The sequence below is a fragment of the Marinobacter nauticus genome, from assembly GCF_003634635.1.
Taxonomy (GTDB): Bacteria; Pseudomonadota; Gammaproteobacteria; order Pseudomonadales; family Oleiphilaceae; genus Marinobacter; species Marinobacter nauticus.
The window spans coordinates 616,811-641,798 of record NZ_RBJB01000003.1 but is presented as its reverse complement, the minus strand read 5'-3'; the positions used below and the strand labels follow the sequence as shown (position 1 = coordinate 641,798).

General features: G+C 57.4%; 27 protein-coding genes, 1 tRNA gene and 1 pseudogene. 16 read left to right on the top strand and 13 right to left on the bottom strand.

Annotation, left to right across the window (positions count from 1 at the left end; all coding sequences use genetic code 11):
• Positions 1 to 43: 43 nt before the first annotated feature.
• On the top strand, positions 44 to 898 hold the full coding sequence (locus C7436_RS08960) for an Nmad3 family putative nucleotide modification protein (protein ID WP_121207560.1): 855 nt from the start codon (positions 44 to 46) through the stop codon (positions 896 to 898).
• Here C7436_RS08960 and C7436_RS08955 read toward each other — a convergent pair.
• Positions 895 to 1,860, bottom strand: a complete 966-nt coding sequence (locus C7436_RS08955) for a calcium/sodium antiporter (RefSeq protein ID WP_121207558.1) — start codon at positions 1,858 to 1,860, stop codon at positions 895 to 897. The genes C7436_RS08960 and C7436_RS08955 overlap by 4 nt on opposite strands.
• Positions 1,861 to 1,950: 90 nt before the next feature.
• Complete coding sequence (rhtB, locus tag C7436_RS08950) at positions 1,951 to 2,571, bottom strand: homoserine/homoserine lactone efflux protein (RefSeq protein ID WP_121207557.1); 621 nt, start codon at positions 2,569 to 2,571, stop codon at positions 1,951 to 1,953.
• Positions 2,572 to 2,646: 75 nt separating this feature from the next.
• On the opposite strand from rhtB, the gene C7436_RS18825 reads away from it, so the two are divergent.
• The 3 genes from C7436_RS18825 to C7436_RS08940 all read left to right on the top strand — a co-directional run bounded on the left by C7436_RS18825 (position 2,647) and on the right by C7436_RS08940 (position 4,425).
• A complete protein-coding gene (locus C7436_RS18825; RefSeq protein WP_022990772.1) occupies positions 2,647 to 2,802 on the top strand; it encodes a hypothetical protein in 156 nt (51 codons plus the stop codon).
• Positions 2,803 to 2,956: 154 nt separating this feature from the next.
• Entirely contained in the window at positions 2,957 to 3,706 is a 750-nt protein-coding gene (locus C7436_RS08945; protein WP_023008655.1) for a ParA family protein, read from the top strand.
• 50 nt (positions 3,707 to 3,756) lie between these two features.
• On the top strand, positions 3,757 to 4,425 hold the full coding sequence (locus C7436_RS08940; RefSeq protein WP_121207555.1) for an alpha/beta hydrolase: 669 nt from the start codon (positions 3,757 to 3,759) through the stop codon (positions 4,423 to 4,425).
• Positions 4,426 to 4,452: 27 nt separating this feature from the next.
• Here C7436_RS08940 and C7436_RS08935 read toward each other — a convergent pair whose 3' ends face one another.
• Positions 4,453 to 5,097, bottom strand: coding sequence for a hypothetical protein (locus C7436_RS08935; protein ID WP_121207553.1), 645 nt, complete (start codon positions 5,095 to 5,097; stop codon positions 4,453 to 4,455).
• A 197-nt stretch (positions 5,098 to 5,294) separates the two neighbouring features.
• Between C7436_RS08935 and C7436_RS08930 the strand changes: the two genes are divergently transcribed.
• The 3 genes from C7436_RS08930 to C7436_RS18745 all read left to right on the top strand — a co-directional run bounded on the left by C7436_RS08930 (position 5,295) and on the right by C7436_RS18745 (position 6,546).
• Positions 5,295 to 5,543, top strand: a complete 249-nt coding sequence (locus C7436_RS08930; RefSeq protein WP_121207551.1) for a hypothetical protein — start codon at positions 5,295 to 5,297, stop codon at positions 5,541 to 5,543.
• 142 nt (positions 5,544 to 5,685) lie between these two features.
• The gene (locus tag C7436_RS08925; protein WP_121207549.1) at positions 5,686 to 6,249 is read left to right on the top strand and encodes an NADPH-dependent FMN reductase; all 564 of its coding nucleotides are present in this window, start codon (positions 5,686 to 5,688) and stop codon (positions 6,247 to 6,249) included.
• A gap of 120 nt (positions 6,250 to 6,369) precedes the next feature.
• A complete protein-coding gene (locus C7436_RS18745) occupies positions 6,370 to 6,546 on the top strand; it encodes a hypothetical protein (protein ID WP_153740605.1) in 177 nt (58 codons plus the stop codon).
• 95 nt (positions 6,547 to 6,641) lie between these two features.
• Here C7436_RS18745 and C7436_RS08920 read toward each other — a convergent pair whose 3' ends face one another.
• Entirely contained in the window at positions 6,642 to 8,210 is a 1,569-nt protein-coding gene (locus C7436_RS08920; protein ID WP_121207547.1) for a methyl-accepting chemotaxis protein, read from the bottom strand.
• 358 nt (positions 8,211 to 8,568) lie between these two features.
• On the opposite strand from C7436_RS08920, the gene C7436_RS08915 reads away from it, so the two are divergent.
• Together C7436_RS08915 and C7436_RS08910 are read left to right on the top strand one after the other, a co-directional pair.
• Positions 8,569 to 10,086: a phospholipase D family protein gene (locus C7436_RS08915; RefSeq protein WP_121207908.1), complete on the top strand. Its 1,518-nt coding sequence runs from the start codon at positions 8,569 to 8,571 to the stop codon at positions 10,084 to 10,086.
• Between the two features lie 77 nt (positions 10,087 to 10,163).
• A pseudogene (locus C7436_RS08910) lies at positions 10,164 to 10,505 on the top strand (6-aminohexanoate hydrolase); the annotation flags it as partial.
• Between the two features lie 60 nt (positions 10,506 to 10,565).
• Here C7436_RS08910 and C7436_RS08905 read toward each other — a convergent pair.
• The 5 genes from C7436_RS08905 to C7436_RS08885 form a co-directional block, all read right to left on the bottom strand.
• Positions 10,566 to 11,171, bottom strand: coding sequence for a hypothetical protein (locus C7436_RS08905; RefSeq protein ID WP_121207545.1), 606 nt, complete (start codon positions 11,169 to 11,171; stop codon positions 10,566 to 10,568).
• Between the two features lie 170 nt (positions 11,172 to 11,341).
• A tRNA-Phe gene (locus C7436_RS08900) sits at positions 11,342 to 11,417 on the bottom strand.
• 119 nt (positions 11,418 to 11,536) lie between these two features.
• Complete coding sequence (locus C7436_RS08895; protein ID WP_014422534.1) at positions 11,537 to 11,809, bottom strand: oxidative damage protection protein; 273 nt, start codon at positions 11,807 to 11,809, stop codon at positions 11,537 to 11,539.
• A 64-nt stretch (positions 11,810 to 11,873) separates the two neighbouring features.
• Positions 11,874 to 12,938 (bottom strand): A/G-specific adenine glycosylase, encoded by a 1,065-nt coding sequence (gene mutY, locus C7436_RS08890; protein WP_121207543.1) that lies wholly within the window; start codon positions 12,936 to 12,938, stop codon positions 11,874 to 11,876.
• The gene (locus C7436_RS08885) at positions 12,938 to 15,163 is read right to left on the bottom strand and encodes an AsmA family protein (RefSeq protein ID WP_121207541.1); all 2,226 of its coding nucleotides are present in this window, start codon (positions 15,161 to 15,163) and stop codon (positions 12,938 to 12,940) included. The genes mutY and C7436_RS08885 overlap by 1 nt, the downstream gene beginning before the upstream one ends.
• Positions 15,164 to 15,359: 196 nt before the next feature.
• Between C7436_RS08885 and C7436_RS08880 the strand changes: the two genes are divergently transcribed.
• The 5 genes from C7436_RS08880 (at position 15,360) to hisF (ending at position 18,700) form a co-directional block, all read left to right on the top strand.
• Complete coding sequence (locus C7436_RS08880; RefSeq protein WP_121207540.1) at positions 15,360 to 15,821, top strand: SRPBCC family protein; 462 nt, start codon at positions 15,360 to 15,362, stop codon at positions 15,819 to 15,821.
• A 102-nt stretch (positions 15,822 to 15,923) separates the two neighbouring features.
• Positions 15,924 to 16,517, top strand: a complete 594-nt coding sequence (gene hisB / locus C7436_RS08875) for an imidazoleglycerol-phosphate dehydratase HisB (RefSeq protein ID WP_011786615.1) — start codon at positions 15,924 to 15,926, stop codon at positions 16,515 to 16,517.
• Positions 16,518 to 16,544: 27 nt separating this feature from the next.
• Positions 16,545 to 17,186 (top strand): imidazole glycerol phosphate synthase subunit HisH, encoded by a 642-nt coding sequence (hisH, locus tag C7436_RS08870; RefSeq protein WP_121207538.1) that lies wholly within the window; start codon positions 16,545 to 16,547, stop codon positions 17,184 to 17,186.
• Complete coding sequence (gene hisA / locus C7436_RS08865) at positions 17,180 to 17,917, top strand: 1-(5-phosphoribosyl)-5-[(5-phosphoribosylamino)methylideneamino]imidazole-4-carboxamide isomerase (RefSeq protein WP_011786613.1); 738 nt, start codon at positions 17,180 to 17,182, stop codon at positions 17,915 to 17,917. Before hisH ends, hisA begins: the two co-directional genes overlap by 7 nt.
• Before the next feature lie 9 nt (positions 17,918 to 17,926).
• Positions 17,927 to 18,700, top strand: a complete 774-nt coding sequence (gene hisF / locus C7436_RS08860; RefSeq protein ID WP_011786612.1) for an imidazole glycerol phosphate synthase subunit HisF — start codon at positions 17,927 to 17,929, stop codon at positions 18,698 to 18,700.
• On the opposite strand, the gene C7436_RS08855 is transcribed toward hisF, so the two are convergent.
• From C7436_RS08855 to gpmM, 4 genes are all read right to left on the bottom strand, one after another.
• Positions 18,697 to 19,515 carry a divergent polysaccharide deacetylase family protein gene (locus C7436_RS08855; protein ID WP_014422528.1) on the bottom strand — a complete coding sequence of 273 codons (819 nt, stop codon included), beginning with the start codon at positions 19,513 to 19,515 and terminating at the stop codon, positions 18,697 to 18,699. The two genes, hisF and C7436_RS08855, sit on opposite strands and share 4 nt — an antisense overlap.
• A complete protein-coding gene (locus tag C7436_RS08850) occupies positions 19,512 to 20,918 on the bottom strand; it encodes a S41 family peptidase (RefSeq protein WP_014422527.1) in 1,407 nt (468 codons plus the stop codon). The genes C7436_RS08855 and C7436_RS08850 overlap by 4 nt, the downstream gene beginning before the upstream one ends.
• An 84-nt stretch (positions 20,919 to 21,002) precedes the next feature.
• Positions 21,003 to 22,103, bottom strand: coding sequence for a murein hydrolase activator EnvC family protein (locus tag C7436_RS08845; RefSeq protein WP_121207907.1), 1,101 nt, complete (start codon positions 22,101 to 22,103; stop codon positions 21,003 to 21,005).
• Positions 22,104 to 22,159: 56 nt separating this feature from the next.
• A complete protein-coding gene (gene gpmM, locus C7436_RS08840) occupies positions 22,160 to 23,707 on the bottom strand; it encodes a 2,3-bisphosphoglycerate-independent phosphoglycerate mutase (RefSeq protein ID WP_121207536.1) in 1,548 nt (515 codons plus the stop codon).
• A gap of 200 nt (positions 23,708 to 23,907) precedes the next feature.
• Here gpmM and C7436_RS08835 point away from each other — a divergent pair, with 200 nt between their 5' ends.
• Together C7436_RS08835 and secB are read left to right on the top strand one after the other, a co-directional pair.
• Positions 23,908 to 24,324, top strand: coding sequence for a rhodanese-like domain-containing protein (locus tag C7436_RS08835; protein WP_014422524.1), 417 nt, complete (start codon positions 23,908 to 23,910; stop codon positions 24,322 to 24,324).
• A 132-nt stretch (positions 24,325 to 24,456) separates the two neighbouring features.
• The gene (gene secB / locus C7436_RS08830; RefSeq protein ID WP_014422523.1) at positions 24,457 to 24,954 is read left to right on the top strand and encodes a protein-export chaperone SecB; all 498 of its coding nucleotides are present in this window, start codon (positions 24,457 to 24,459) and stop codon (positions 24,952 to 24,954) included.
• The last annotated feature ends 34 nt before the right edge of the window (positions 24,955 to 24,988 follow it).

Here is a 24,988-nt window from a genome sequence, read left to right as displayed (position 1 = left end):
GGGCCTTTTTTGTTTGCGCCGCTTTGGTCAATAATGCTCGGCTATGAAACTGATCCTCAGCAGAAAAGGCTTCGACAGTTCCGCTGGTGGCTGTCCCAATCCGGTCTTCCCGGACGGCAGTTGCCTGGCACTGCCCATTCCGGACGACCAGTCGCCCATTCGCTATAGCCAGGTCCGGCGCCACGGAGAAAGCATTGGTTCGCTGGTGTCGCAGCTTACCGGGCAGCAGGCGTTTTCCAGACGTGGTGCGCATCTGGATCCCGATGTTATCGAAAGTGCCTATCCCCGGCTGCCAGGCTGGCGCCCGGTGCTTGGCCAGCACAGTTCGGCCCAGGCGCACCTGGCCAATCATGACATTGGGCCTGGTGATCTTTTTCTCTTTTTTGCGCTGTTCCGGCCGGTGGAACGTTATCGGAGACGATGGCGCTTTGTGCCCGGTAGCCGACCGTTTCATGCTGTCTGGGGCTGGTTGCAGGTGGCCGACGTCTGGCCTCTGGGCGACGCGTCGCCGGTACCGGATTGGGCGCGCTATCATCCGCACCTGCATGGCGAGCGATCAGCACAGAACAGTCTCTATGTCAGCGGCGACAGGCTTCAGATTCCAAGCTTGCGTGAGGATTTGCCAGCCGCCGGAGCCGTGCAGGCTTTGTCAGATCAGCACCGGCTGACCGCACCCGGAGCCTCAATGGTCACGGACTGGCGCTTACCGGCTGGCTTCATGCCTCAACCTGGTAAGTCACCCCTCAGTTATCATCACAATCCGGAACGCTGGCGCCTGGAGGATTCCGGAGAATACTGCCGCTTAAAGTGCGCGGCACGTGGTCAGGAGTTTGTCCTGGATCTGGAGCAGTATCCGGGAGTCAGTGAATGGTTGCTGACCCCGGGACTGCTCTCTTAAAAGGTGGTGCTTAGCAGGTAGGCCGTATAGCCCACGAAGATGGCCAGCAGCCCAACACCTTCCACACGATTGATACGCCCGGGCCCGCGAAATCCATAGCCTAGCACAAACAGGGCGAGGGTCAGGCCCACCATCACTGGAATATCCCTGATCAAGACTTCATTGGCCACCGCCATGGGGGCAATGGAGCCGGCAATACCGACCACGGCCAGGGTGTTGAACAGGTTGGAGCCCAGAATATTACCCAAAGCCAGATCATGCTCGCCCTTGCGGGCCGCAATGATAGAAGAGGCCAGTTCCGGCAGAGATGTGCCAATAGCCACAATGGTCAGGCCGATCACGAGGTCACTGACGCCAAAGCGGGTGGCAAGATCGACTGCGCCCCAGACCAGAATACGGGAGCTGATAATCAGCAGAACCAGCCCCACGACCAGCCAGAGCATCGCGTTGCGAATGGGCATGGGATGAGTGGCAAGCTCGGCATCCATTTCGGTGGCGAAGACATCATCGGTTTTTCTCATGCCAGACCAGATACTCCAGCCCAGCACCAGCGCAAACAGCACCAGCAGGCCGGTCGAATCCAGCCGGCTGAGTTCGCCGTCAAACAGCAGCCAGGCCGCCGCCAGGGTAACCAGGGCCAGAATCGGCAATTCCTTGCGCATCACCTGAGAGTGTACGGCAATGGGGGCAATCACGGCGGTGATACCGAGAATCAGGCCGATGTTGGTGATGTTGGAACCATAGGCATTACCCAGCGCCAGGCCGGGGTTGCCCTGAGAGGCCGCCAGCGCGGAAACCACCATCTCCGGTGCCGAGGTACCAAAGCCAACCACCACCATGCCAATCAGTAAAGGTGGCATTCCAAAATGGCCAGCCGTAGCGGCCGATCCTTCAACAAAGCGGTCGGCACTCCAGACCAGAAGGGCAAGGCCGGCAAGAATGGCGAGAGATGCAATCAGCACGTTGTTGGCTCCCAGGTTGATGTCGGAGTATTTGACGGCAATCGCAATGGCCGCACAATTACACAGAACTACCTATCAGCCAGTGGCAATTCAGGCTCTCTTGAAACTGGCCAGGGCCACCGCTGCGGTCACGAACAGGCCACCAAAAACCCGGCTCATTTGCCGCTGGCGCGCAGGGGTGGTCATGAACCGGAACAGCTGGCTGGCGAGAATGGCATAGCCTACCATCACCAGGATATCGACAAAGATCAGCGTAGCCCCCATGGTTGCCAACTGAGGACCATGGGGCGTGCCCGCCACCAGAAACTGGGGGAACAGGGCAATCAGGAAGATGGTGGCCTTCGGGTTGGTGAGGTTTACCAGAGCTCCGTTCCAGAACTGTTGTCTTGGACTGAACGCGGAGAGGTCCGCCCGGGATGCTTCAATAGGTGGCTCCCTCCATTTCTGGATGCCGAGCCAGATAAGGTAAACCACGCCAATCCATTTGATCACTGCCAAAGCAGTATTGGAGGAGGCGACGATTGCGCCCAGCCCGGCGCCTACCAGCACGATCTGTGCGCCGTAACCGAATTGCTGACCGGCAATGGTGGGCAGAGATTTACGCACCCCGTAGCGAAGCCCGCTGCTCATGGAATTCACCGCGCCGGCGCCAGGCGAAATACTGATAAAAACAGCTGCGACCAGAAAGGTCAGCCAGACAGTGAGTGTCATTGCTTACGCTCTTGCTGAATCCGAAGATGTTATACTAGCCGCCACAAAACACCGGCCAGAAGAGGAGACTGTGAGATGGCCAGAAAACGGGCGAAAGCCACGCAGCATAGTGCTGTGCAACGGGAATTGAGAACACCAAAATACCAGATGCGTGTGGTTGAGGACAAAACCAAATACAAGCGCAGCCGGGACAAGACGGTTCGGTCGGAGGGCTTTCGCAAAGCCGCGTGAAAGTGGTTTTACGAAAGCCTTTCGTGCCCTCCTATCCCGGACAGTTCTTGCCAATCGTCGCTTGCCGGTTGTCATAAAAGCTTCATGAATGGCCGCTGGGTCGCTGTTATCCTGTAGTGTTTACTGACATGGAACACGGCAGGAGCCGCACAGGATGAGAATCATCGCCTTCTACAGCCCCAAGGGCGGGGTTGGAAAGACCGCCGCTGCGGTCAACACCGCTTACCTGGCCAGCCGGGACAATCTGAGGACCTTGCTCTGGGATCTGGATCCACAGGGGGCCTCCAGTTTCTACCTTGCCGGAGCAGAGCCCGTGAAGGGCCGGAAACTCTCCAAACTGCTGGAGGGGAAATCGCCTATTGCCCGCTTTATTCACGAAGACGTTTATCCCAATCTGGATTTTATCCCCGCCCATTCCAGCTTTCGAAATTTCGACATCAAGCTCGAACAGGAGCACGATGGCAACGCGTTGAAAGACCTGTTGGCACCTTTGTCGGAAGACACCAGTCTGGTAATTCTGGATTGCCCGCCCACGTTATCCCGGCTTACCGAGCAGGTGCTGGATGTGGCTGACAAGGTGTATGTACCGGTGGTACCCACCTGGTTGTCCCTGAACAGCTGGGATCAGTTGAAAGAGTTTGTGAAGGATAAAAAACTCGGTGTTAAGAAGTTGCGTCCGTTTTTTTCAATGGTGGATAGGCGCAAGAATCTGCATCGAGATGTGTTGGCGCGGGACGCAGAGAAGCTTGGCTTGCCTGCGCTTGCTGCCGTCCCCTATGCGAGTGCGGTTGAGCGTATGGGGGAAGAAGGGCAACCACTTGAAGTGCTGGCCCCAGGCTCACTGGCGGCAGGAGAATTCCGCAAACTGTGGTCGGGTATCAAAACGGATCTTTGGTCTCGATAGCCTGAAAAGTGGTAGAGTCTCGGCACTTATTCGACACGAGTGGAGCCTTGATGACACCCCTTGAAACACTGCAAATCGACACCGGCGACAACCCGCAAACCAGCATCATCTGGCTGCACGGTCTTGGCGCCAGCGGTCATGACTTCGAGCCGGTGGTTCCGGAGTTCCGGTTCTCGCGGGAGCAGCCCGTCCGTTTCATCTTTCCCCATGCACCGGAGCTGCCGGTTACCATCAATGGCGGAATGGTGATGCCGGCCTGGTACGACATTCTTGCCATGGACGTCGATCGTAAGGTTGATGCCGAACAGCTTCGCGCGTCCGCAGCCATGGTTGCAGAGCTGATCCAGGCCGAGCGGGAGCGCGGTGTTGCCAGTGAAAACATCATTCTGGGTGGTTTCTCCCAGGGCGGTGCGGTGGCTTATGAGCTGGCCCTCAGCTATCCGGAGCGTCTTGGCGGCCTGTTTGCGCTGTCTACTTACTTCGCTACGGTTGATACCATCAAACTGAGCGAAGCCAACCGCAAGTTGCCGGTATTTATCGGCCATGGTCGCTTCGACCCTATCGTGGCCGAAACACTTGGCCAGGCGGCACTTCGGACACTTCAGGACCTCGGGTACGAGCCGGAGTATCAAAGCTATGGAATGGAACATAGCCTGTGCCTTGAAGAGGTAAGAGACCTGGATGCTTTCCTGTCTCGGCTCACCTCGGGAGACCGCTAACTCGGCCGGGGATTCATCTTCCCCGTCCTATTCGCTGGCGGACTGGTCGGAGCTGTCCGATTCCGAACGACCTCTGCATTTGGGCTGAAGCTCTTCCTCAAGCCAGCGGCGCACCTCGTTGCGGTCTTTGCGCCGGTTTAGCTGCTCGCTGTGAATGTTGTGCGGGAATATTTTTGGTCTGCCATCGTGGCGCAAAGTGAAGCTCCGGCGCACACCTACGGGGTAGGTGCTGGGGCCGTGAATCACGGCTGCCCGAAGTTCAAATCCTGTAATGTCCTCGAAAAGATAGTCGCTGTCTTCGTCCTCGCTGTTCTTGCCGAGAATCACATTCCGGAACGAGCCCAGAACCAGGTAGCCACCGGAAGGCACCGGGCCTTGCCGCAGAGCATGCTGTACGTTGGAGTCATCCGGTGCGACGCTCTCGTATTGCGTAACCGTCAGGGTTTTTTCTTGCCCAGCCCGGGTATGCACCACAACCTGTACACACTGAATATGCACCGTTTCCTGCCCCATGTTCACCAGCAAACACAGTGCATCCGGGTTCTCGTTCTGGGCATGGTGGATGACCAGATAGGGGCGGTTATTTCGTTTGTATTGCAGGAAAAAGAGCTGAAAGTAGACGATCCAGACAACCGCCATTATGGCGCTGCTGATCGGGCTGACGTAGTCCATTGGGGTAGCCTCCGGTTCCTGTTTTCGGAACTAACATAGCAGCCAGCCGGTCCAGGGTTCAAAGACGTGGATTGTGACAGTCTGCTGAACACGGAAACGGTCTTGAGGTGTGTCAACGCAGCGACACAAATCATGCCTACACTGGCCGTGACGGATCGAAACCGGTCCCCTGCCTGAATGCCCGAAGAGGTTTTGCCATGAACTCACATCTGCTCGATATCGCACTTCCCGGAAACCCGAACCTGAAACTTCAAGAAGTCGCTCCTGACAGTGATGATCACCGCATTATCCACGAGAAGAACACCTCCTTTGAAATGATTGCCGAAGATGGCCAGGTGGTCGGTTACGTTAAGACCTGGCATGAATCCGACGGCTATTCCGGCTATGTTCAGTTCGATTCCGAGGGAAATGTTCTGGACTGGAAGGTGCTCCGGGATCGTCAGTAAATCTGAACAATTCCTGCAGAAGCTTGTGTTATCTATCGCCTGGCGCTGAGGCTAGACTGATCAAGACTACATAACGGCGCGAACCGGTTTTGCCGTACGGTTTGCGCGGTAGATCGGTCTATTCAGCAAAAGGAAGCGTGCCATGTCCCTCAAGTTACAGACAATCATCTGCAGTACTCGCCCCGGCCGTGTCGGCCCAGCCATCGCTGAGTGGTTCAACGGTTTTGCCAACGAACAGGGTGCTTTTAACAGTGAGCTGGTGGATCTGGCGGATTTTAACTTGCCGGTTTATGACGAGCCCAATCACCCGCGTCAGCAGCAGTATCAGCACGAGCACACGAAAAACTGGTCGGAGAGTGTGTCCGGCGCAGACGCCTACGTGTTCGTGCTTCCGGAGTACAACTTCTGCCCGCCGCCTTCCTTCATGAACGCGATCAACTACGTGTACAACGAGTGGAATTATAAACCGTGTGCCTTTGTCAGCTATGGCGGCGTCTCTGGCGGGCTTAGGTCTGCCCAGATGGCAAAACAACTGGTGACCACCGTTAAAATGATGCCCATGGTGGAAGGCGTAATGGTGCAGATGCCCTGGGAACTTCTGGACGAGAATCGCAAGTTCCAGGTGACTGAGCATCATACCGGATCGGCCTCGACCATGCTGACGGAGCTGGCCAAGTGGGCTGAGGGAATGAAGGCCATGCGCTAACTCACCGGGCGCTCTGATTTCCGATCATTATTTGCCACAATTCAAGCATAAAGCTTTCGGGATTCTACCTCCGTTGGTCGTTTATGGTGAACGCATACCTAATGACAACGGAGGTGGACCATGAGCACAGTAGAGCTTATTGAACAGTGGCTGGAGAAGTGCGATCTGGCGCATCAGGCGCAGACACGCTATGACCGGGAACCGACCCCAACCAACTATTCCCGCTTGAAAAGAGCCCAGGAGGAACGTGGAGAGGTGGAGCGGAAGATGTCCCCTCTGCAGGCCCGGGTGGGGTAACAGTCTCTGGCGTCAGCGAACCCTAATCGATACCTCGAACCTCGTTGCCCACCTCAAGTTGTTGTCGTTCGTGATCGGAAGGCCCGCTGGCTTGGTCAGTACCGGAATTGCGCGATTTGCGTGTGAAGCCCTTCGGCAAGTCTTGCCAGTTCCTCGCTGGCCGCCGATACCTGCTCCGTGGAGGCCGCAGACTGGTCTCCAATATCCCGGATCTGAGTCATATTCTTGTTCATGTCTTCGGCAACCGAGATCTGTTGATCAGCGGCGGTAGCGATCTGGCTGTTGTAACGGCGAATCTCTTCAACAGCTTCCGCAATGGCCTGAATGGCCGTGCCTCCCAGTTCTGCCCGTTCCAGTGTTTGCTTGGCCAATTGATGCCCGCGCCCCATGTCTGATACCGCCGCTTCGGCGCTGGCGAGAAGGTTGCCGATCAGGGACTCGATTTCCACTGCAGACGTTTGGGTTCGCTTGGCAAGTGACCTTACTTCATCCGCCACTACGGCAAAGCCGCGCCCCTGGTCTCCGGCCCGGGCAGCCTCGATCGCAGCATTCAGCGCCAGAAGGTTGGTCTGCTCAGCAACTGCTTTGATAACGTCCAGCACCGTGCCGATATTGTCGGTTTCGGCTTTCAGGGTATTGAGTTGCTGCATGACCGAGGTGCTTTGCGAGTTCAGCTCGGATACGAAGCTGAGGGTCTCGTTGGTAGTCGCAGTACCACTTTCTGTCTTGTCGCTGCAGTGATTTGCGGACTGAAAGGCGGCTTCGGCACTTCGAGCAACTTCAGTGACCGTCGCGACCATCTGATTCAGCGCTGCGGCGACCTGATCTGTTTGCGACTTCTGCTCGGCGACCCCCATGTTTGTCTGGTGGGTGACCGCGGAGAGTTCCTCTGACGCCGAAGCGATGCTGGCCGCACCCTGATTGATTTCCTGAATCAGTCCCCGGAGGTTAGTGACCATGATGCCAAATGCGGCCAACAGCTGGCCAAACTCATCGCCACGACTACTTCGGCTGTCCACGGTGAGGTCGCCCGATGCAACCTTGTTGGCAATACTCAGGGTTTCGCTGATCGGACGTGTTATTGATCGAGTGAGGGTCCATGCCACGATCGCCGCCACAAACATGGCCAGTGCGGTTATAGCGATGATTTCGATAACCGTCAGGTCATAACGCTCTTCCATCAGAATCCGCTCGCGCTCTTTCAGTTCCTCGGTCTTGCCAATGGCATTGTGAGCGGCTTTGTATAGTTGTTCTTCGAGGGACGACGTATCAGCAGCGCCGGCGGATAGGCTTGCCGTATAGGTGTTCAGGAGAGACTGGTAGTCTTCGATATCGGCGCGTATCTGTTCAACCAGTTGCCGGTCGCTTGCGTTTTGGATCAGTGTCATCAATGTGGCCAGAGCGGCTTTGGTTTGCACCAGGTAGTCGGCGGCTCGATCAATGGATTCGGGGGTTTCGTGTATCCGATAGTTCTTCTCCTCCCGCTCAGCCTCCAGCAACGAGATTTCAGCTTGGTTGGCCTGTTTTAATATCGATACGCGATGGTTGTAGTCGTTGAGTGAGGTGATGCTGACGACCGCGACGATCAGGATGAGCAGCACCAGAATCGCAAAGCTGGAAGCCAGCTTCTTTCCCACCGCAAGGTTTCCCCAAAAAGCACGCATCGATTTTTCCTTTGGTAACCGCCTCCCTGCGAGTCATTTAATGGCCTGTTGGGACGGTATACGGCATTTTCTCCTGAATTTTTAGTTGAGTTTGAAAAAGATTTGTAAATTTAATTGTGAGAATGGCTAAGGATGGTGTTTGCGCCAGGACCGGCTGAATAATCGCCCGATTGTTAATAGGGCAGAGGGCGGACGCCAGCGACATGGTAGTCTGACCATTGGATATCAACGCCTATGGTCATTACCCGGGCAAATCTGTTTTCATGCGAGTTGGGGCGCTATTGGGGCAGGCACGTTGAGACAATTTATTCCGGATTTTGGTTTCGCGAATCCAAAGCAACGGACGTTAACGTTGCTGATGGTCTTCTTTTTATCGGTCTTGTTGTCGGCCTGCGCATTGCCAATCGCTGACCGATCGGAGTCCAGCGCCCTGGACCTGGATGAGGCCGCCGATACCCGGCTCGGACAGGCCATTGCGCCGCAGTTGGAGAGCTATCCTGGTAATAGTGGCATCCATACCTTGGCAAACCCTCGGGATGCCTTTGCTGCCCGCGTTCTGCTGGCGCGCGCCGCCGATCGAACTCTGGACGTTCAGTATTACATCTGGCATGGCGATATAACCGGAACACTGCTGTTGGAAGAGCTGCATACGGCGGCTGAGCGGGGAGTGCGGGTCCGGTTGCTGCTGGATGATAACGGCACCTCCGGGTTAGACGCCGAACTCGCTGCCTTGGCAAGTCATCCTTCCATTGAAGTACGACTCTTTAACCCGTTTGTGATCCGTAATCCCAAATGGTTGGGGTACCTGACGGACTTCTCGCGGGCTAACCGCCGGATGCACAACAAGTCATTCACCGCTGATAACCAGGCAACCATTGTGGGTGGGCGGAACGTTGGCGATGAGTATTTTGGTGCCACTGCCGGCGTTCTTTTTGCGGATCTGGATGTGCTTGCCATTGGCCCGGTTGTACCCGAGGTATCGAGCGTTTTTGATCGCTATTGGGCCAGTGCCTCGGCGTATCCCGTCGAACAGCTGTTGCCCGACGCTTCCGATGCGGATTTGCGTGAGCTGGAGCGTCGTGCGCTGAAGCTTGAGAACGACCAGGCGGCGACAGACTATGTGAAGGCGGTTTCCGAATCCGATTTTGTGCGTCAGTTGTTGTCTGGGGTACTGGAGTTCGACTGGGCCAGAACCCGAATGGTCAGTGATAGCCCCGCCAAAGGGCTTGGGAAATCTGAAAGGGAAGATCTGCTGGCGTATAAGCTTGGCGAGATTCTTGGAGAACCCGAATCCCGGGTCGCATTGATTTCCCCGTACTTCGTGCCAACCCGGGCGGGTGTTGATGCGTTTGCGGCTTTGGCGAACAAAGGTATTGAGGTAAGCATACTGACCAATTCTCTTGATGCCACCGACGTAGCCGCTGTTCATGCGGGTTATGCCAAACGTCGCAAGGCTCTGCTTGAGGCCGGTATCCATCTGTATGAGATGCGGCGGCTCTCGCCTGATGTTGAACGGAACCAGAGTGCCGGGCCCTTCGGTAGTTCGGGCTCCAGCCTGCATGCCAAGACCTTTGCCGTTGACGGCGAGAGACTGTTTGTTGGCTCCTTCAATTTCGATCCCCGCTCGATCAACCTGAACACCGAGCTGGGCTTTGTGATTGAGAGCCCGGCGCTTTCAGAAAAGATCCACGAGGCCTTTGAAGAAAGCATTCCGATGCGGGCTTACGAAGTTCGACTAACCGAGAACGGTGAGCTTTATTGGATAGAGCACGTTGATGGCGATGTCATCCGCCATGAGCAGGAACCCAATACAGGGTTTTTGCAACGCACGGGGATTTTCCTGTTGTCGATACTGCCAATTGAGTGGCTGCTTTGAATAAGGCAAAGACAATGAACTCAGCTGTACATCTCGGCTTTGCGCTGTCTCTGTTGCTTGGCGGGACTGCTGTGGCCCAGATTATCCCGGCCCAGGCGATTGCCAGTATTCGCAATGGTGGCGACCGGGCGGTGTTTGCCAAAGCCGGATATAAACTTCTCGATGGCTGGAGCTATCGTGGCATGTGGTGGGTTAGCCACGACGACCACGGGGCGTTCGCGGCGCGCGGTGTGCATGGCCAAACGATCTGGATAGATCCTGCTGCCGATATGGTCATCGACCGCTTTGCCTCCAACCCGGTTGCGGGCAATGCGGCGAATGATCCGACTTCACTGCCGGCTTACCGGGCTGTGGCGGATTATCTGATGGCTCAACAGTTTGTTGGCTCTGGTACCAAACGTCTGCTGGATGACCTGTAGTTATTTCAGGAGCGGTCCCTAACATTTTGCGAATTGGTTCAGACATTTTCTAAGAGCAGGCTATTCACTCGTTCCGCAACTGGTGACCACAGAGCGAGAGTAGTCGCGTAGCACATCCAAACTAGGGTCATTGAACTCAGACCGGTAGGTTTCGTTGAAAAGGTTCGAGAGATCTTTGTACGAATTATTCTTCGTTCCGTCAGAAAGGGCGATGTGCTCGAATATTTCGGTCATGGTATTTCTGAGGCACTCAGCTTCTGGCTGGGTCGACTCGCGACAGTATTGAGTCAACTCCTGGCGGGCGCCGTTGCGGTCGCTACCATTAGCAATTGCTAGAAATCGCAGGACGCTAATATATCGGGCGATAATAAGTTCTGGATCGTCGGCTGACGCTGGTTTCATCGCACTCAACACGGCATTGGCTTCGTCAAAGTCGTCAACGTTGCCGGTATCAGCACCCCGTAGAATTAGAAACCGCGCCACATTGTTGCCTACTACGTAGTCGTGCTCGTCACCGATCTGACGCACGACGGCGATCGCAGCATCGGCGCCCGACGTGTTGTATTGATACTCTGCCGTGCACAGAAGTTCGCTTCGGGCATTGTTATCACAGGCGGTGAGAGCGGTCAGAAGGGAAAGTAAGCCGAGTATTTTCCAGTATGGCATGAAGAATTCCGTTTCCAGTGTTGTTGCGAGGCGCCCTTTAGCTAAAGGACTGTACACGTGCAGCGCCGAGTTCCTACGTGCGGTGCAAGACACGGTCAATGCTGTATGAGAGTGGCGAGAGGTCCAGAAACAACAAAGCCCGCACAAGGCGGGCTAAGTCATTGAATTCATGGTGCCCGGAGGCGGAATCGAACCACCGACACGGGGATTTTCAATCCCCTGCTCTACCAACTGAGCTATCCGGGCGTGTTGAGCTGTGTGCTGCAACGGGGCGCTATTAAACCGGTTTAGGGTTTTGGAGTCAAGGCCGGCCGGCAAAAATTTTCGGAAGTTTTTGCCGGTTGTTCAGGCCTTGATCAATCGTCCTATTTTTCAGGCGGTACATAGCCTTCGGCCTGGTCGAACGGTTCGTTGTTGAAGAACCGGTCCATCTGCGCCTGCAGGTATTTCCGGTTGTTCACGTCCATCAGGTTCAGGTGTTTTTCGTTGATCAGCATGGTCTGCTGGTTCTGCCATTCTTCCCAGGCCAGTTTGGATACGTTCTCGTAGATATCCTGGCCTTTGGGGCCGGGCATCGGGGGCATGGCCAGGCCTTCCAGTTCTTTCTGGTACTTGCGGCAGAATACAGTGCGGCTCATGTCGGCTCCTGTGCTGAGGTCAGTATGCCGGCATGATAACAGACCATCCGGCACCTTGGCTTGATTACAGCAGGGTGGCTTGCTCGGGTTCCGTCAGCAGGGTGCGGATCGGGGCGGGCAGTCCCAGATTGAGGGCTTCATCCCGGTGCAGCCAGCGCAAGCGGTCGGAATCGCCAACCTGGGTGTTGCCGGCCAAGGGCAGGCGTACCGGTTGTATGTGCAGATGATAATGACTGAAGGTGTGGCGAAAACCGCTGATGGGTTCCGGGCTGTGGCAGTTCAGCCCGAGCTCCCTGGCACAGGCGTCCTGCAGTTCATCTGCGCCATAGGCCGGGTCAAGTTCGGGCAGGCTCCACAGGCCGCCCCAGATGCCACTGGGTGGCCGGCGTTCCAGTAAAATTCGGCCCTCTGCGTCTTCCAGGATCAGCATCCAGGTGGTTTTTTCCGGTTTTTCCTTCTTGGGCTTTGAACCCGGGTACAGGCGAATCTCGTCACGGGCGTAGGCCAGGCAGCCATCCTTCACGGGGCAGGCCTCACATCCGGGCTTGCTGCGGGTACACACCATGGCGCCCAGGTCCATGATCGCCTGAGTGTAGTCTTTGATTCGGGCTTCTGGCGTGTGGCTCTCCGCGTGCACCCAGAGCTGGTTCAGCACGGCAGTCTGTCCCGGCCATCCGGGAACGGCATGGTAGCGCGCCAGCACGCGTTTCACGTTGCCATCCAGAATGGTTGCGCGTTTTTCAAAGGCCTGAGCGACAATGGCAGCGGCGGTAGAGCGGCCAATTCCTGTGAGGCTTTCGAGTTGCTCCTGGTCGGCCGGGAATTCGCCGCCGAACTCATCCACTACCTGTTTTGCGGCCTTGTGCAGGTTGCGTGCCCGAGCGTAATAGCCTAGGCCGGACCAATGGCCGAGCACATCATCGACCGGCGCCGAGGCGAGGGCGTGCACATCGGGAAAACGGGCCATGAAGGCTTCAAAGTAAGGAATCACGGTAGTTACCTGGGTCTGTTGGAGCATGATCTCCGACACCCAGACCCGGTAAGCGTTGCGGTTGTGATGCCACGGCAGGTCGTGCCTGCCGTGTTGGTCGTACCAGCGAAGCAGTTTGTCGGCGAAACGGTCCGGCATCAGTTGAACAGTCCCTTCAGGGCGTCCTTCACCTTCCCGCCGGCATCCTCGCCCAGCTTTTCTTTCAGTTTTTCCTGCACCTTCTCTTCTGCTTTTTCTTTGGCGCGGTCAACTTCTTCACGGGCTTTTGCCTTGGCAGCGTTGGCCGCAATGTCTTTCAGGGTGTCCCGGAAGCGGGAGCCATCAAATGAACACAAGCCGGCTGGGTCTTCGGCGAAGTTGCCCCGGCATTCCACGGGAATGACCACGTTTTCCACATACTCGGTCACGCGACAGGCTTCGTCCCGGTGAATTTCACCAACAATGCGCAGGCCGAGTTCGTAGTCCAGGTCAGTTTGCTCAAGATCAACGGTGCCGTTGCCCTCCAGGCGCATGCCCGCAAGCGCCGCGACCAGGTCGGTGTTGTTAAGGGTGTTACCGTCGATTTTAAGAGTACCGCGCATGTCGTTGAACGGGGTAGTCGTGCCCCAGTCAGTGGTCGTCAGGGATTCCTGGTTGGCGAGGGCGATACCCTGGCAGGCCATACGGGTCAGGTTCATCTGGCGGAACTCGCCTTCGGCCAGGTTAAAGCTGATCTCGCCGTTGGCGTTTTCACGCAGGGCAGAAATCCGGTTGCCAGTGGTATCGACAGCCACTTTCAGGTTAGCGCCACCAGAGAGCATGTCTACCTCGGCCAGATCGGTTAACAACGGCAACGTCTGTACGTTGGTAACGTCCGAGCGGATGCGCCATTTCGGGTTGTCGGTACGGGCGTCGATGGTGGCGTTGGCGCCAAAGCTGCCGTAATAGAGCTTGCCGCTGAACTCGTCCACTTGCAGCAGTCCATCTTTGGCGGTGGTGCTGGCGGCGATGTCGTTGATGGTGAGGTTGCTGACAATCAGCTCGCCCAGGCCGAAATCAATGTCCAGCAGCAGGGTGCGCAGAGTGTCCAGTGGCAGCAGGTCGGTTTCAGGCTGGGATGCCCCAGCTGTTTGAGTGTTGCTGTCGGTCTGTGTGTCCCCGTTGCCTGCTCCTTGCGAATCGCCTTCGGCCGAGGGTGGCAGGTAACGATCAGCATTCAGCTTGTCACCCTCAAGGTCGAACACCAGCCCACCTGAGGCGAGGTTGTAGCTGCCGCCACCGTTGAAGCGGGTATCGTCCAGGTCGATCGCAAGATCAGACAGCGCGACAACGCCGGGCTCGCCACCGAGGTTGGTCGACAGCGCGATCGCTTTTAGTACTTCAGGATCCGTGGTTTCAATGGCGGGTTGTCCCAGATTGTTGAGAAGCTCCTTTAGGGAAAACTCGGAAATCTCAATGCGACCGTCCAGAGCCGGTTTGTCGCCAAAGCCTTTTACATTCAGGTTGGTATTGAGGCTGAGATTGGCCAGGCTGGCGGAGAAGTCGCTCAGGGAAGCGGTTTCGTTTTCCAGGTTGGCGGCCAGGGAGCCGGCCAGTTCTGCGGTCACTGATTCGCCACCAAACGGCTCGCCCGACATATCAAAAACAGCGTTCAGTCCAGATACCGCAAATTCGTTGAGCGCCTGGTTTGCCTGGATGCGGGCGTTTATGCTGCCGTCTACCGCAAACTGCGGCTGGCTGGTTTCAACACGGAAGCGGATATCCAGGGGGAACTCGGAGCCCAGGGTGATATCACTGGCGGTCACGGTGAAGTCTTCCAGCGTAACGGACTGGCCGGTGCTCAGATCGTTGTAGTGAACGCTGGCGTTACTGATTTCAACGTTCTCGACATTAAAGTTGAGAGCCTCGCCGCTGGCGGATTGTGACTCAGGCTCGGCCGTTTCCTGGGCGGGTTGTTGTTCGGCGGCATCGGTGCCAGCCTCTGCGGTGGCGCTCTTCTCCCGCATTATCCGGGTCCAGTTGCCTTCGCCTTGTTCGTTAACTTCCAGGTGTGCATCCAGGCCATTCAGCAGAAAGGTGTTTACCTGCGGAGACATGGCAATCAGAGACCAGAAATCAATCTGGGCAATCAGTTGCTCCAGCGCGACAAACCGTTGGCCGTCCAGGTTGGCCTCAACCTGATTCAGCTCCAGGCCCAGGGGGATGAAAGACCAGCCAATGTCGCCCTCCAGCATCAGGTCCAGATTGGTCTGCTTCTCAACAGCCGCTTCAATCTGGGGTTTGTAATCGTTGGGGTTGATCACCGCAACCGCAATGGCGACGGCGGCCACTGCCAGTAACAGCAGCGCAATAACGGCGTAGATCGCATAGCGGATAACTTTCATGGCTGGGTTCCTTTTCCTGTCGGCAGGCTGGTGGCCGGCGTTTTATTGCGTGAATAAAGCAAAGGATAACGCAGGGTTAGCAAATTAACAGTGCAGGAATATGACAATGCGGTAGTCTTGGTTCAAAATACACCCCCAATTTATCCGCCGGGGCAGCCAGCCCCGAGGCACAAATAAACATAAGAAGGAGTCGGCTGTGGCCATTACCGTATCGATTGAGCTGAACCGGGATCTGGAAATTCCGGCAAGCTATGATGAAGTCTTCGATCTGTTGGCAGACGTTCCCAAATCTGCCAGCCACTTTCCGAAAGTCGATAAACTGGTGGACCTGGGCGATAACGCCTACCGCTGGGAAATGGAAAAAGTGGGCGTCGACAAACACGCTATCCAGTCGGTTTACGCCTGCACCTACCACGCCGACAAAGACGCCGGCAAAATTACCTGGTCTCCCATCAAGGGCGAGGGCAACGGGGTTGTCAGCGGTTCCTGGACCCTGACTGCCAAAGCCGACAACGCCACCGCAGTGAAATTCCAGACCAGCGCAGAGCTGACCGTTCCCCTGCCGAGCCTGCTCAAGCTGGCCATCAGCCCGGTGATCAAACACGAATTCAACAGCCTTGTGGACACCTACATGGCCAACCTTAAAAAAGCGTTCTGAGCTATCAGGGTCATTGATCCGGTTGCGGGACTCCGGTTGAGTTAACGGGTATAATCCGCAAACAAAGTTTACGGTAACAAGCCAGTTTTCAACGGAGTCTCCATGGCCGAACGCAAGGCTCGGGTAGAACGCAATACCCTCGAAACCCAGATTACCGTCGAGATCAACCTCGACGGCACCGGCAAAGCCAATTTCGACACCGGTGTGCCGTTCCTTGAACACATGATGGACCAGATTGCCCGCCATGGCCTGGTGGATCTGGACATTACCTGCAAGGGTGACCTGCACATCGACGATCACCACACCGTGGAAGACATCGGCATCACTTTGGGCCAGGCCTTCAAACAGGCCGTGGGCGACAAAAAAGGCATTCGCCGCTATGGCCACGCCTATGTGCCCCTGGATGAAGCCCTGTCACGCGTGGTCATCGACCTGTCCGGTCGCCCCGGTTTGCTCATGGACGTACCCTACACCCGCGCCAGTGTGGGCGGGTTTGATGTCGACCTGTTTGCCGAGTTCTTCCAGGGCTTCGTGAACCACTCCATGGTGACCCTGCACATCGACAACCTGAAGGGCAAGAACACCCACCACCAGATCGAAACTGTGTTCAAAGCCTTCGGCCGCGCACTGCGCATGGCGATTGAAATGGACGAGCGCATGGCGGGTATCACCCCGTCCACCAAAGGCGCCCTGTAACCGGTCACCGAAAGGAACAGAACCACCATGAAGACCGTCGCCATCATCGACTACGGCATGGGCAACCTGCATTCCGCCCGCAAAGCCGTGGAGCACGTGGCCCCGGACTGCACCGTACTGGTTACAGACGATGCCGCCAAAATCCGTGAAGCTGACCGGGTGATTCTGCCCGGTGTGGGCGCCATCCGTGACTGCATGGCCGAAATGCACGGTTTGGGCGTGGTTGAACTCGTCAAAGAAGTCTCCCAGGACCGCCCGTTCCTCGGCATCTGTGTTGGCATGCAGGCCCTGATGGCCCGCAGCGAAGAAAACGGCGGAGTGGAAGGTATCGGCCTGTTCCCGTCTGAAGTCCGCTACTTCGGCGACAACCTCACTGAAAACGGCGAACGCCTGAAAGTGCCTCACATGGGCTGGAACCAGGTGTACCACACTCAGGACCACCCGCTATGGCACAACATACCGGACGGCGACCGCTTCTACTTTGTGCACAGCTACTATGCCGAAGCTAAAGGCAACGCCGACATGGCCGGCCGCACTCATTATGGTGTCGACCTGGCGGCAGCGGTGGCGAGAGACAACATCTTTGCAGTGCAGTTCCACCCTGAGAAAAGTGCCCGGGCGGGGCTGCAGTTGCTGGAAAACTTTACGAACTGGACCGGAAAATGCTGATTATCCCCGCTATCGATCTGAAAGACGGCAAATGCGTAAGACTGCGCCAGGGCCGCATGGAAGACTCTACTGTATTCGGTGACGACCCCGTCGACATGGCCACCAAGTGGGTAGATGCTGGCGCTCGCCGCCTGCACCTGGTTGACCTTAACGGCGCTTTCGCCGGCGAGCCGGTAAACGGTGAGATCGTAAAGGCAATTGCCGTGAAGTACCCGAATCTGCCCATCCAGATCGGCGGCGGCATCCGCTCGGCGGAAACCATTGAGGCCTATCTGAAGGCTGGTGTGCAGTGGGTCATCATCGGCACCAAGGCGGTTAAAGAGCCTGAGTTCGTCACCGAAATGTGCAAGGAATTCCCCGGCCACATTATTGTGGGTCTGGACGCCAAAGACGGCCGCGTCGCCACCGACGGCTGGGCCGAAGTCTCTGAAGTCATGGCGGTAGATCTTGCCAAGCGCTTCGCCAACGACGGCGTATCCTCAATCGTTTACACCGACATCGCCCGTGACGGCATGATGCAGGGCGTGAACGTCGAAGCCACCGCCAAGCTGGCAGAGGAAGGTGGCATCCCGGTGATTGCGTCTGGCGGCGTTACCAACATGGACGACCTCAAGCGCCTGGCCACCGTTGCCGACACAGGTGTCATCGGTGCTATCACCGGCCGCGCCATCTACGAAGGCACTCTGGATGTGGCGGAAGCGCAAGCCTATTGCGACAGCCTGAAAAACTGAGGACTGACAATGGCATTGGCAAAACGCATCATCCCCTGTCTGGACGTCGACAAAGGCCGTGTGGTTAAAGGCGTGAATTTTGTCGATATCCGCGACGCCGGCGACCCGGTGGAAGTGGCCCGTCGCTACAATGAGCAGGGCGCGGACGAGATCACTTTCCTGGACATCACGGCCAGCAGCGAAAGCCGCGACACCACCTACGAAACGGTAGAGCGCATGGCGGCGGAAGTGTTCATCCCGCTGACCGTGGGCGGTGGCGTGCGCACCGTCGATGATATCCGCAAACTGCTCAATGCCGGAGCCGACAAGGTCTCCATCAATACGGCCGCAGTCTTCAATCCTGAGTTTGTGCGGGAGGCAGCGGAGCGTTTTGGCCGGCAATGCATTGTCGTCGCCATCGATGCCAAGCGCGTGAGCGCAGCAGGCGAGGAGCCGCGCTGGGAGATCTTTACCCACGGTGGTCGCAAGCCAACCGGGCTGGATGCCGTAGAGTGGGCGAAGAAAATGGTTGAGCTGGGGGCAGGGGAGTTGCTGCTGACCAGCATGGATCGTGATGGCACCAAGATCGGCTTTGATCTTGGCCTGACCCGTGCCATCAGCGATGCGGTAGTCGTACCGGTGATTGCTTCAGGTGGTGTCGGTGAGCTACAGCATCTGGCGGATGGCGTTACCCAGGGTGGCGCAGACGCGGTGCTGGCGGCATCCATCTTCCACTTCGGTCAGCACACCATCCCTGAAGCCAAAGCCTTTATGAAGGCTCAGGGCATCGAAGTCCGCGATTAATTGCTGCGTGCATAGGCAGGCCGAATGGCCTGCTTCTCACCTTCCGCAAACATCTCCCGATTACCGTTGCGCATGGCCCAGAGACCACTGACCGTGGCGATGGCAATGCCCTGTTCATCCAGCATCGGCAGGTGCTTCTCCAGATAATCCACGGTGACCTTGTGGGGGTGTCCGATACCAATGGCCGTGCCTTTTTCCCTGGCGGTCTGAATCAGCAGTTTGAACTGTTTGTCGACAAACTCTTCCGTCTGTTCGTGATCGAGAAACACATCGCGCGTCAGGCTCGGGATGTTGTAGGCATCGGCCACACTGCCGGCGATGGAATTGGCAATGGTGCGGCTGTCGACGAAATACACCGGGTAGCGGTCCAGCTCTTTCATGACCCAGTCCATGGGTTCCAGTTGCTGGGTAAGCAGGCTGCCCATGTGATTGTTCACACCGCTGACAAAGGGAATGGACTGCAGTGCCCGGCGCAGGGTGGTGGTGATGGTCGTCTCGTCCATATCCGGTGTCAGTCCGCCCGGGCCGAGACCGAAGTTGCGGGTGTTGGCCATCGGGGCGTGCAACATGATTTCCTTGGATTGGGCGTGGGCCAGCTTCGCCAAGGGAACTGTGTGGCGCCGGTAAGGCAGGAAGGCCAGTGTCAGGGGCTGGTCAAGCTTTGCCAGTCGCTCGCCCTCGTACCGATTGTGGCCCATGTCATCAATAATGATGGCAATGGTGGGCTGCTGGGGTTCACCCGGCCCTGACGCAAACGCAGCGACAGGGCTGATGGCCAGAAGCGCCAGCAGCGCGAGGGTCGAGCGTAAAGTCACTGGGCGTTTTCCTGCGGCTTGCTGTCGTTCTTCCGGTTAAGGATGTGCAAGCCCTTCAGCAGGTTCAGGGCCGACCGCAGCTGATAGTCCCGGTCGGCCGCAGAAGCCTGTGCTTCCGCAGCCTGTTCTCTGGCCTTGCGGGCCTCCTCCTCATTCTCCCCTTCAAGATGACCGCTCAGGTCGGCTTCGGTGAAGAATGGTCTGCTGTCGAGTTCTTTCAATTCCGCCGGGCGCACCTCGATGTCCGGCTTGATGCCGGTGGCCTGGATGGAGCGACCATCCGGCGTGAAATAACGGGCTGTGGTCATTTTGATGGCGTGGGTCTCGTCCAGCGGTATAACCGTCTGAACACTGCCCTTGCCGAAGGACTGGGTACCCATCACCACCGCACGTTCATGGTCCTGGAGCGCGCCGGCAAGGATTTCCGACGCGGAAGCAGAGCCACCGTTGATTAGCACGACAATAGGTGTGCCAGCCATGACGTCGCCGGGTTTGGCACTGAAGCGCAGGCGTGAACTCTGGATACGGCCTTCGGTGTAAACAATCAGGCCTTCGTCCAGCAGGGCATCCGCGGTCTCTACGGCAGCTTGCAACACACCGCCGGGGTTGTTGCGAAGGTCAATGATCAGGCCGTCCAGATCGTTGCCGTGTTCGTCTTCCAGATCGCTGAGGGCTTTCAGGAACTGCCGGCCAGTCTCGGCCTGGAATTGCGTGACACGGACATAGCCGTAGCCGTTATCGATCATCCGGGATTTAACGCTGGTGACTTTGATCACATCCCGGGTGACATCAATCTCGATAGGCGCACTTTCGCCCTCGCGCATGATGGTCAGAGTAAGCACCGTGCCGGGCTTGCCGCGCATCAGGTTGACGGCTTCTTCCAGCGACATTCCCTTCACCGGCTTTTCGTCCAGCTTGATGATCAGGTCGCCGGCTTGAACGCCCGCTTTCTGGGCCGGGGTGTCGTCGATCGGAGAGATGACTTTGACAAAGCCGTTCTCCATGCCCACTTCAATGCCAAGGCCGCCAAATTCCCCGGAGGTACTTTCTTCCAGTTCCTCGTAATCCTTGGGGGCCAGGTAGGTAGAGTGCGGGTCCAGGTCGGACAGCATGCCCTTGATGGCGCTCTCGAGCAGCTGGGTGTCGGAGACATCTTCCACGTAGGCGTCTTTGATGCGGCTGAACACTTCGGTGAACTTGCGCAGGTCTTCCAGCGGCAGTTGTTCTTCCGGGTCTGGAAGTTTCAGTTCAACCCGCTCGCCACTCTGAATGGAGTCCAGAATCTGCTGGGTCTGAGCGTCCTGATCCTGTGCCAGGGCCAGTCCGGGGGCTGTGAAACAACAGGTGGCAAGAATCATGGTGCGCAATGGCGAGGTCTTGAGTGTACTTCTGGCCCGTTTCATTCACATATCCTGTTTTGTTTCCAATAGTTGGACTGGTTCCTGACCCGGACAGTATGGCGCCCGCAACGCCGTTTGTCAGCCCTGTTATGGCTTGCCCAGCCAGCTCCTGGGATTCACGGGTTTGCCGTTGCTCCGTACCTCGAAATACACGGCCGGGTCCTCGGTGCCGCCGGTGCGTCCGGCCAGGGCAATGGTCTCGCCCGGGCGCACCCAGTCACCGGGGGTTGTGAACAGGCTGCTGCTGTGGCCGTAAAGGGTCATGTAGCCATCGCCGTGATCAATGATGGTGATCAGCCCGAACCCGCGCAGCCAGTTGGCAAATACCACCCGGCCATAGTGCACGGCCTTGATTTCGGCTTCTTCGGCGGTGTTCATCAGGATGCCGTTACGGCGCAGTTTGCCATCGGCGTACACGGCGCCGTAATTGCTGACTACCCGCCCTTTCGCGGGCCAGGGCAGTTTGTCACGGCGGGATTTGAACGGGCTGGATTCGTTCGGGGCCGGAATGCTGGCAATGGCCTGCTGCACCTCTTTCAGCAATTGCTCCAGGCGCTGGCGATCGGCTTCCAGGGACTGGCGCTCGCTACGGCGGTTCTGGATGTCGTCATTCAGGGCGGCCAGTGTTCTGGCCCGGTCCTGCCGGCTCTGGGTCAGTTGCTGCTGGCGCTGTTCCAGATCGGCTTCGGTCTTGGCCAGTTCGGTGCGGGTGGCCTGAACGGCGGCGCGGGCGGCTTTCAGTTCCTGAAGGCTGCGCTGGAACGCTTCCAGGCGGGAGACGGTATTCTTGCTCAGGTATTCGTAGTAGGTCAGGGTGCGGGCAACTTCGCCGGGCTCAATCTCGTTCAACAGCACTTTCAGAGCCGGCGCGTCGCCTTCCATCCAGGCTGCCCGGATCTGTAGTTTCAGGTTTTCCCGTTGCTGTTCGAGGGTATTGGCCAGCTCGCTTTCCTGGGCGCGAAGCTCGGCCAGGCGCTCCTGCTGTTCCCGGACCTGCTGCCGAAGGGTACGGCGTTCCCGGGTCAGGGTGCTGATTTTGCGCTCGGTGGCCGCCAGTTGCTGTTCAAGGGTTGACCTGTCTTCTTCGGCATCGGCCAGCCAGCGGTCGATGTCGGCGATACGCTCCTTCAGCGCCTCGACCTGTTCGGGGGTCACATCCTGCTGGGCGCCTAAAGGTGCAGCCCCCAATGTGAGGGCCAGCACCACGACGGTCAGTTTACGCAACACCTTTACCGGCGGAGCGATCAGTCGAACTCGACCAGGCTGTGCCCGGTCATTTCCGAAGGCTTTTCGGTACCCATCAGGGCCAGCAGCGTCGGTGCGATATCGCACAGGCTGCCGTCATCCCGGAGGTTCACCTTGCGGTGGCCGGTGTAAACCAGAGGTACAGGGCCAATGGTGTGGGAGGTGTGTACCTGGCCGGAGTTGGGGTCGGTCATCTGCTCGCAGTTGCCGTGGTCGGCGGTAATCAAGGCTTCGCCACCCACTTCATCCAGGGCCTCAACCACACGCTGTACACACTGGTCCAGGCACTCGGCGGCCTTGATGGCGGCGTCCAGCTTGCCTGTGTGGCCAACCATATCGCCGTTGGCGTAGTTGCAGACGATCAGGTCGTACTTGCCGCTCTTGATGGCTTCAACCAGTTTGTCGGTAACCTCCGGTGCGCTCATTTCCGGCTGCAGGTCGTAGGTGGCCACCTTGGGAGATGGCACCAGAATGCGATCTTCACCTTCAAAGGGAGTTTCCAGGCCGCCATTGAAGAAGAAGGTCACGTGGGCGTATTTCTCGGTCTCGGCAATGCGCAGCTGGGTTTTACCTTGCTTCGCCATGTACTCGCCCAGGCCGTTGGCCAGTTGCTCGGGCGGGTAGGCGCAGGAGGTTTTGATGTCAGCGGCATATTCGGTGAGCATCACGAAATCTGCCAGCTCCGGGTGCTTGCGGCGGTCGAAACCGTCGAAGTCTTGCTCTACGAAGGTGCGGGTCATTTCCCGGGCGCGGTCGGCACGGAAGTTCATGAACAACACGGCGTCGCCGTCATTGATGATGCCCTCGGGCTCGCCATCGGCCCGGATGTGGGTGGGCTTCACGAACTCGTCGTTCTCGCCACGCTCATAGGCCTGCTCCAGAGCCGCCACCGGGTCGTCGCTGATGAACTCGGCTTCGCCCAGGCTCATGGCGTTATAGGCCGCTTCCACGCGATCCCAGCGGTTGTCCCGGTCCATGGCAAAATACCGGCCAACGATGGTGGCTACCCGGCCAACGCCCAGGCTTTTCATTTTCGCGGCGGCTTTTTGCAGAGAAGGGCGGGCACTGCGTGGTGGCATGTCACGGCCATCCAGGAAGGCATGGATGTAAACTTCTTTGGCACCACGGGCTGCAGCCAGCTCAGCTGCCGCCAGAATATGATCTTCATGGCTGTGGACGCCGCCCGGAGACAGCAGGCCCATCAGGTGTACGGCCTTGCCATTGGCAACAGCCTTGTCGATGGCGTTGCAAAGGGCCTCATTCTTCTGGAAATCGCCATCTTCGAGATCTTTGTCGATGCGCGTCAGGCTCTGATACACCACGCGGCCGGCGCCGAGATTCATATGGCCCACTTCGGAGTTGCCCATCTGGCCCTGGGGCAGGCCAACAAACATCCCTGAGGTGTTGATCAGGGTTTTCGGCTGGTTCTGCCAGATCCTGTCCCAGAACGGGGTGTTGGCGTTGGAGATGGCATTGTCTTCCGCCGGGTCACGGTGGCCCCAGCCGTCGAGAATTATCAGTGCAGTGGGCTTGCGCGTCTCGGTCATCGTGTCGTCCGCTTGGTTGCAAAAAGAACAGAATTTGAGTGGGGCAGATTGTAACCGTTTTCATTTACTCAGACCACGCGCGTTCGCTGAAGCATTGCTCATGATCACGATGTGCTGACGCTATCATGGCGGGGCGACTGCCTTCTGTGAGCCGGTGTGGGTGTGTATAATCCGGCCAAACCAATTGTCAGGGTAGTTTCATGGACCGCTTGTTTGAATTTGTTGTTAATCACTACATTCTGGTGTCGCTGTTTGTGGCGTTCCTGCTGGCCATCATCGTGCTGGAATCGCGCCGGGGTGGTGCCAAGATCTCGGCCCAGGGCGCGGTTACGCTGATCAACAAGGATGAAGCGGTGGTGTTGGACATCCGCGATCGCAAAGACTTCAACGAAGGCCGCATTACCGGCTCGGTGAACATTCCGCTTAATAGTCTAAAAAGCCGCGTTAATGAGCTGAGCAAGCACAAAGACAAGCAGATTATTGTTGTCGACAAGATGGGGCAGCATGCCGCCATGGCGGTCAAGCAGCTCAATGCCGAGGGGTTCAGCAATGTGGTGCGTCTGAATGGTGGCATTACCGACTGGAAGGCCAGCAACCTGCCACTTGTGAAAAAGTAACAGGGCTTGATCTGAGTGGCGATCTGACGCACTGTTTCACATTACCATTCGGAACCTGGCAGTAGACTGTTCCGGCAGACGACGACATAACAACGGGCCTGGCCCCATAATACGAGAACGAAAGGACTGATCATGGCTGAGAATCAGCAAGCCGCAGGCAACGACAACCAGAACCAACCACAGTTTGCCCTTCAGCGCATCTATGTGAAGGACCTGTCTTTTGAATCGCCCAACTCTCCGCTGGTTTTTCAGGAGCAGTGGAAGCCCCAGGTAAACCTGGATCTGAACACCTCCCATAACAAGATCAGCGACAACCAGTATGAAGTGGTTCTGTCCCTGACCGTAACGGCCAAGGTCGGTGAGAAGGTGGCGTACATCGTCGAAATCCAGCAGGGCGGCGTATTCATGATCTCCGGCATTGAAGGCCCGCAGCTTGGCCAGATGCTCGGCGCCTACTGCCCGACGATTCTGTTCCCCTATGCCCGCGAAGCGATTGACGGCATTGTGAACAAGGGCAGCTTCCCGGCCCTGATGCTGGCTCCGGTTAACTTCGACGCGATCTATGCCCAGGCGCTCAAGCGCAAGCAGGAAGAAGCGGCGGGTGAAGCCAAGGAAGAGCAGACTCACTAAGCGCTGCTACTCAGCGAAAAAACCGGCTTCGGCC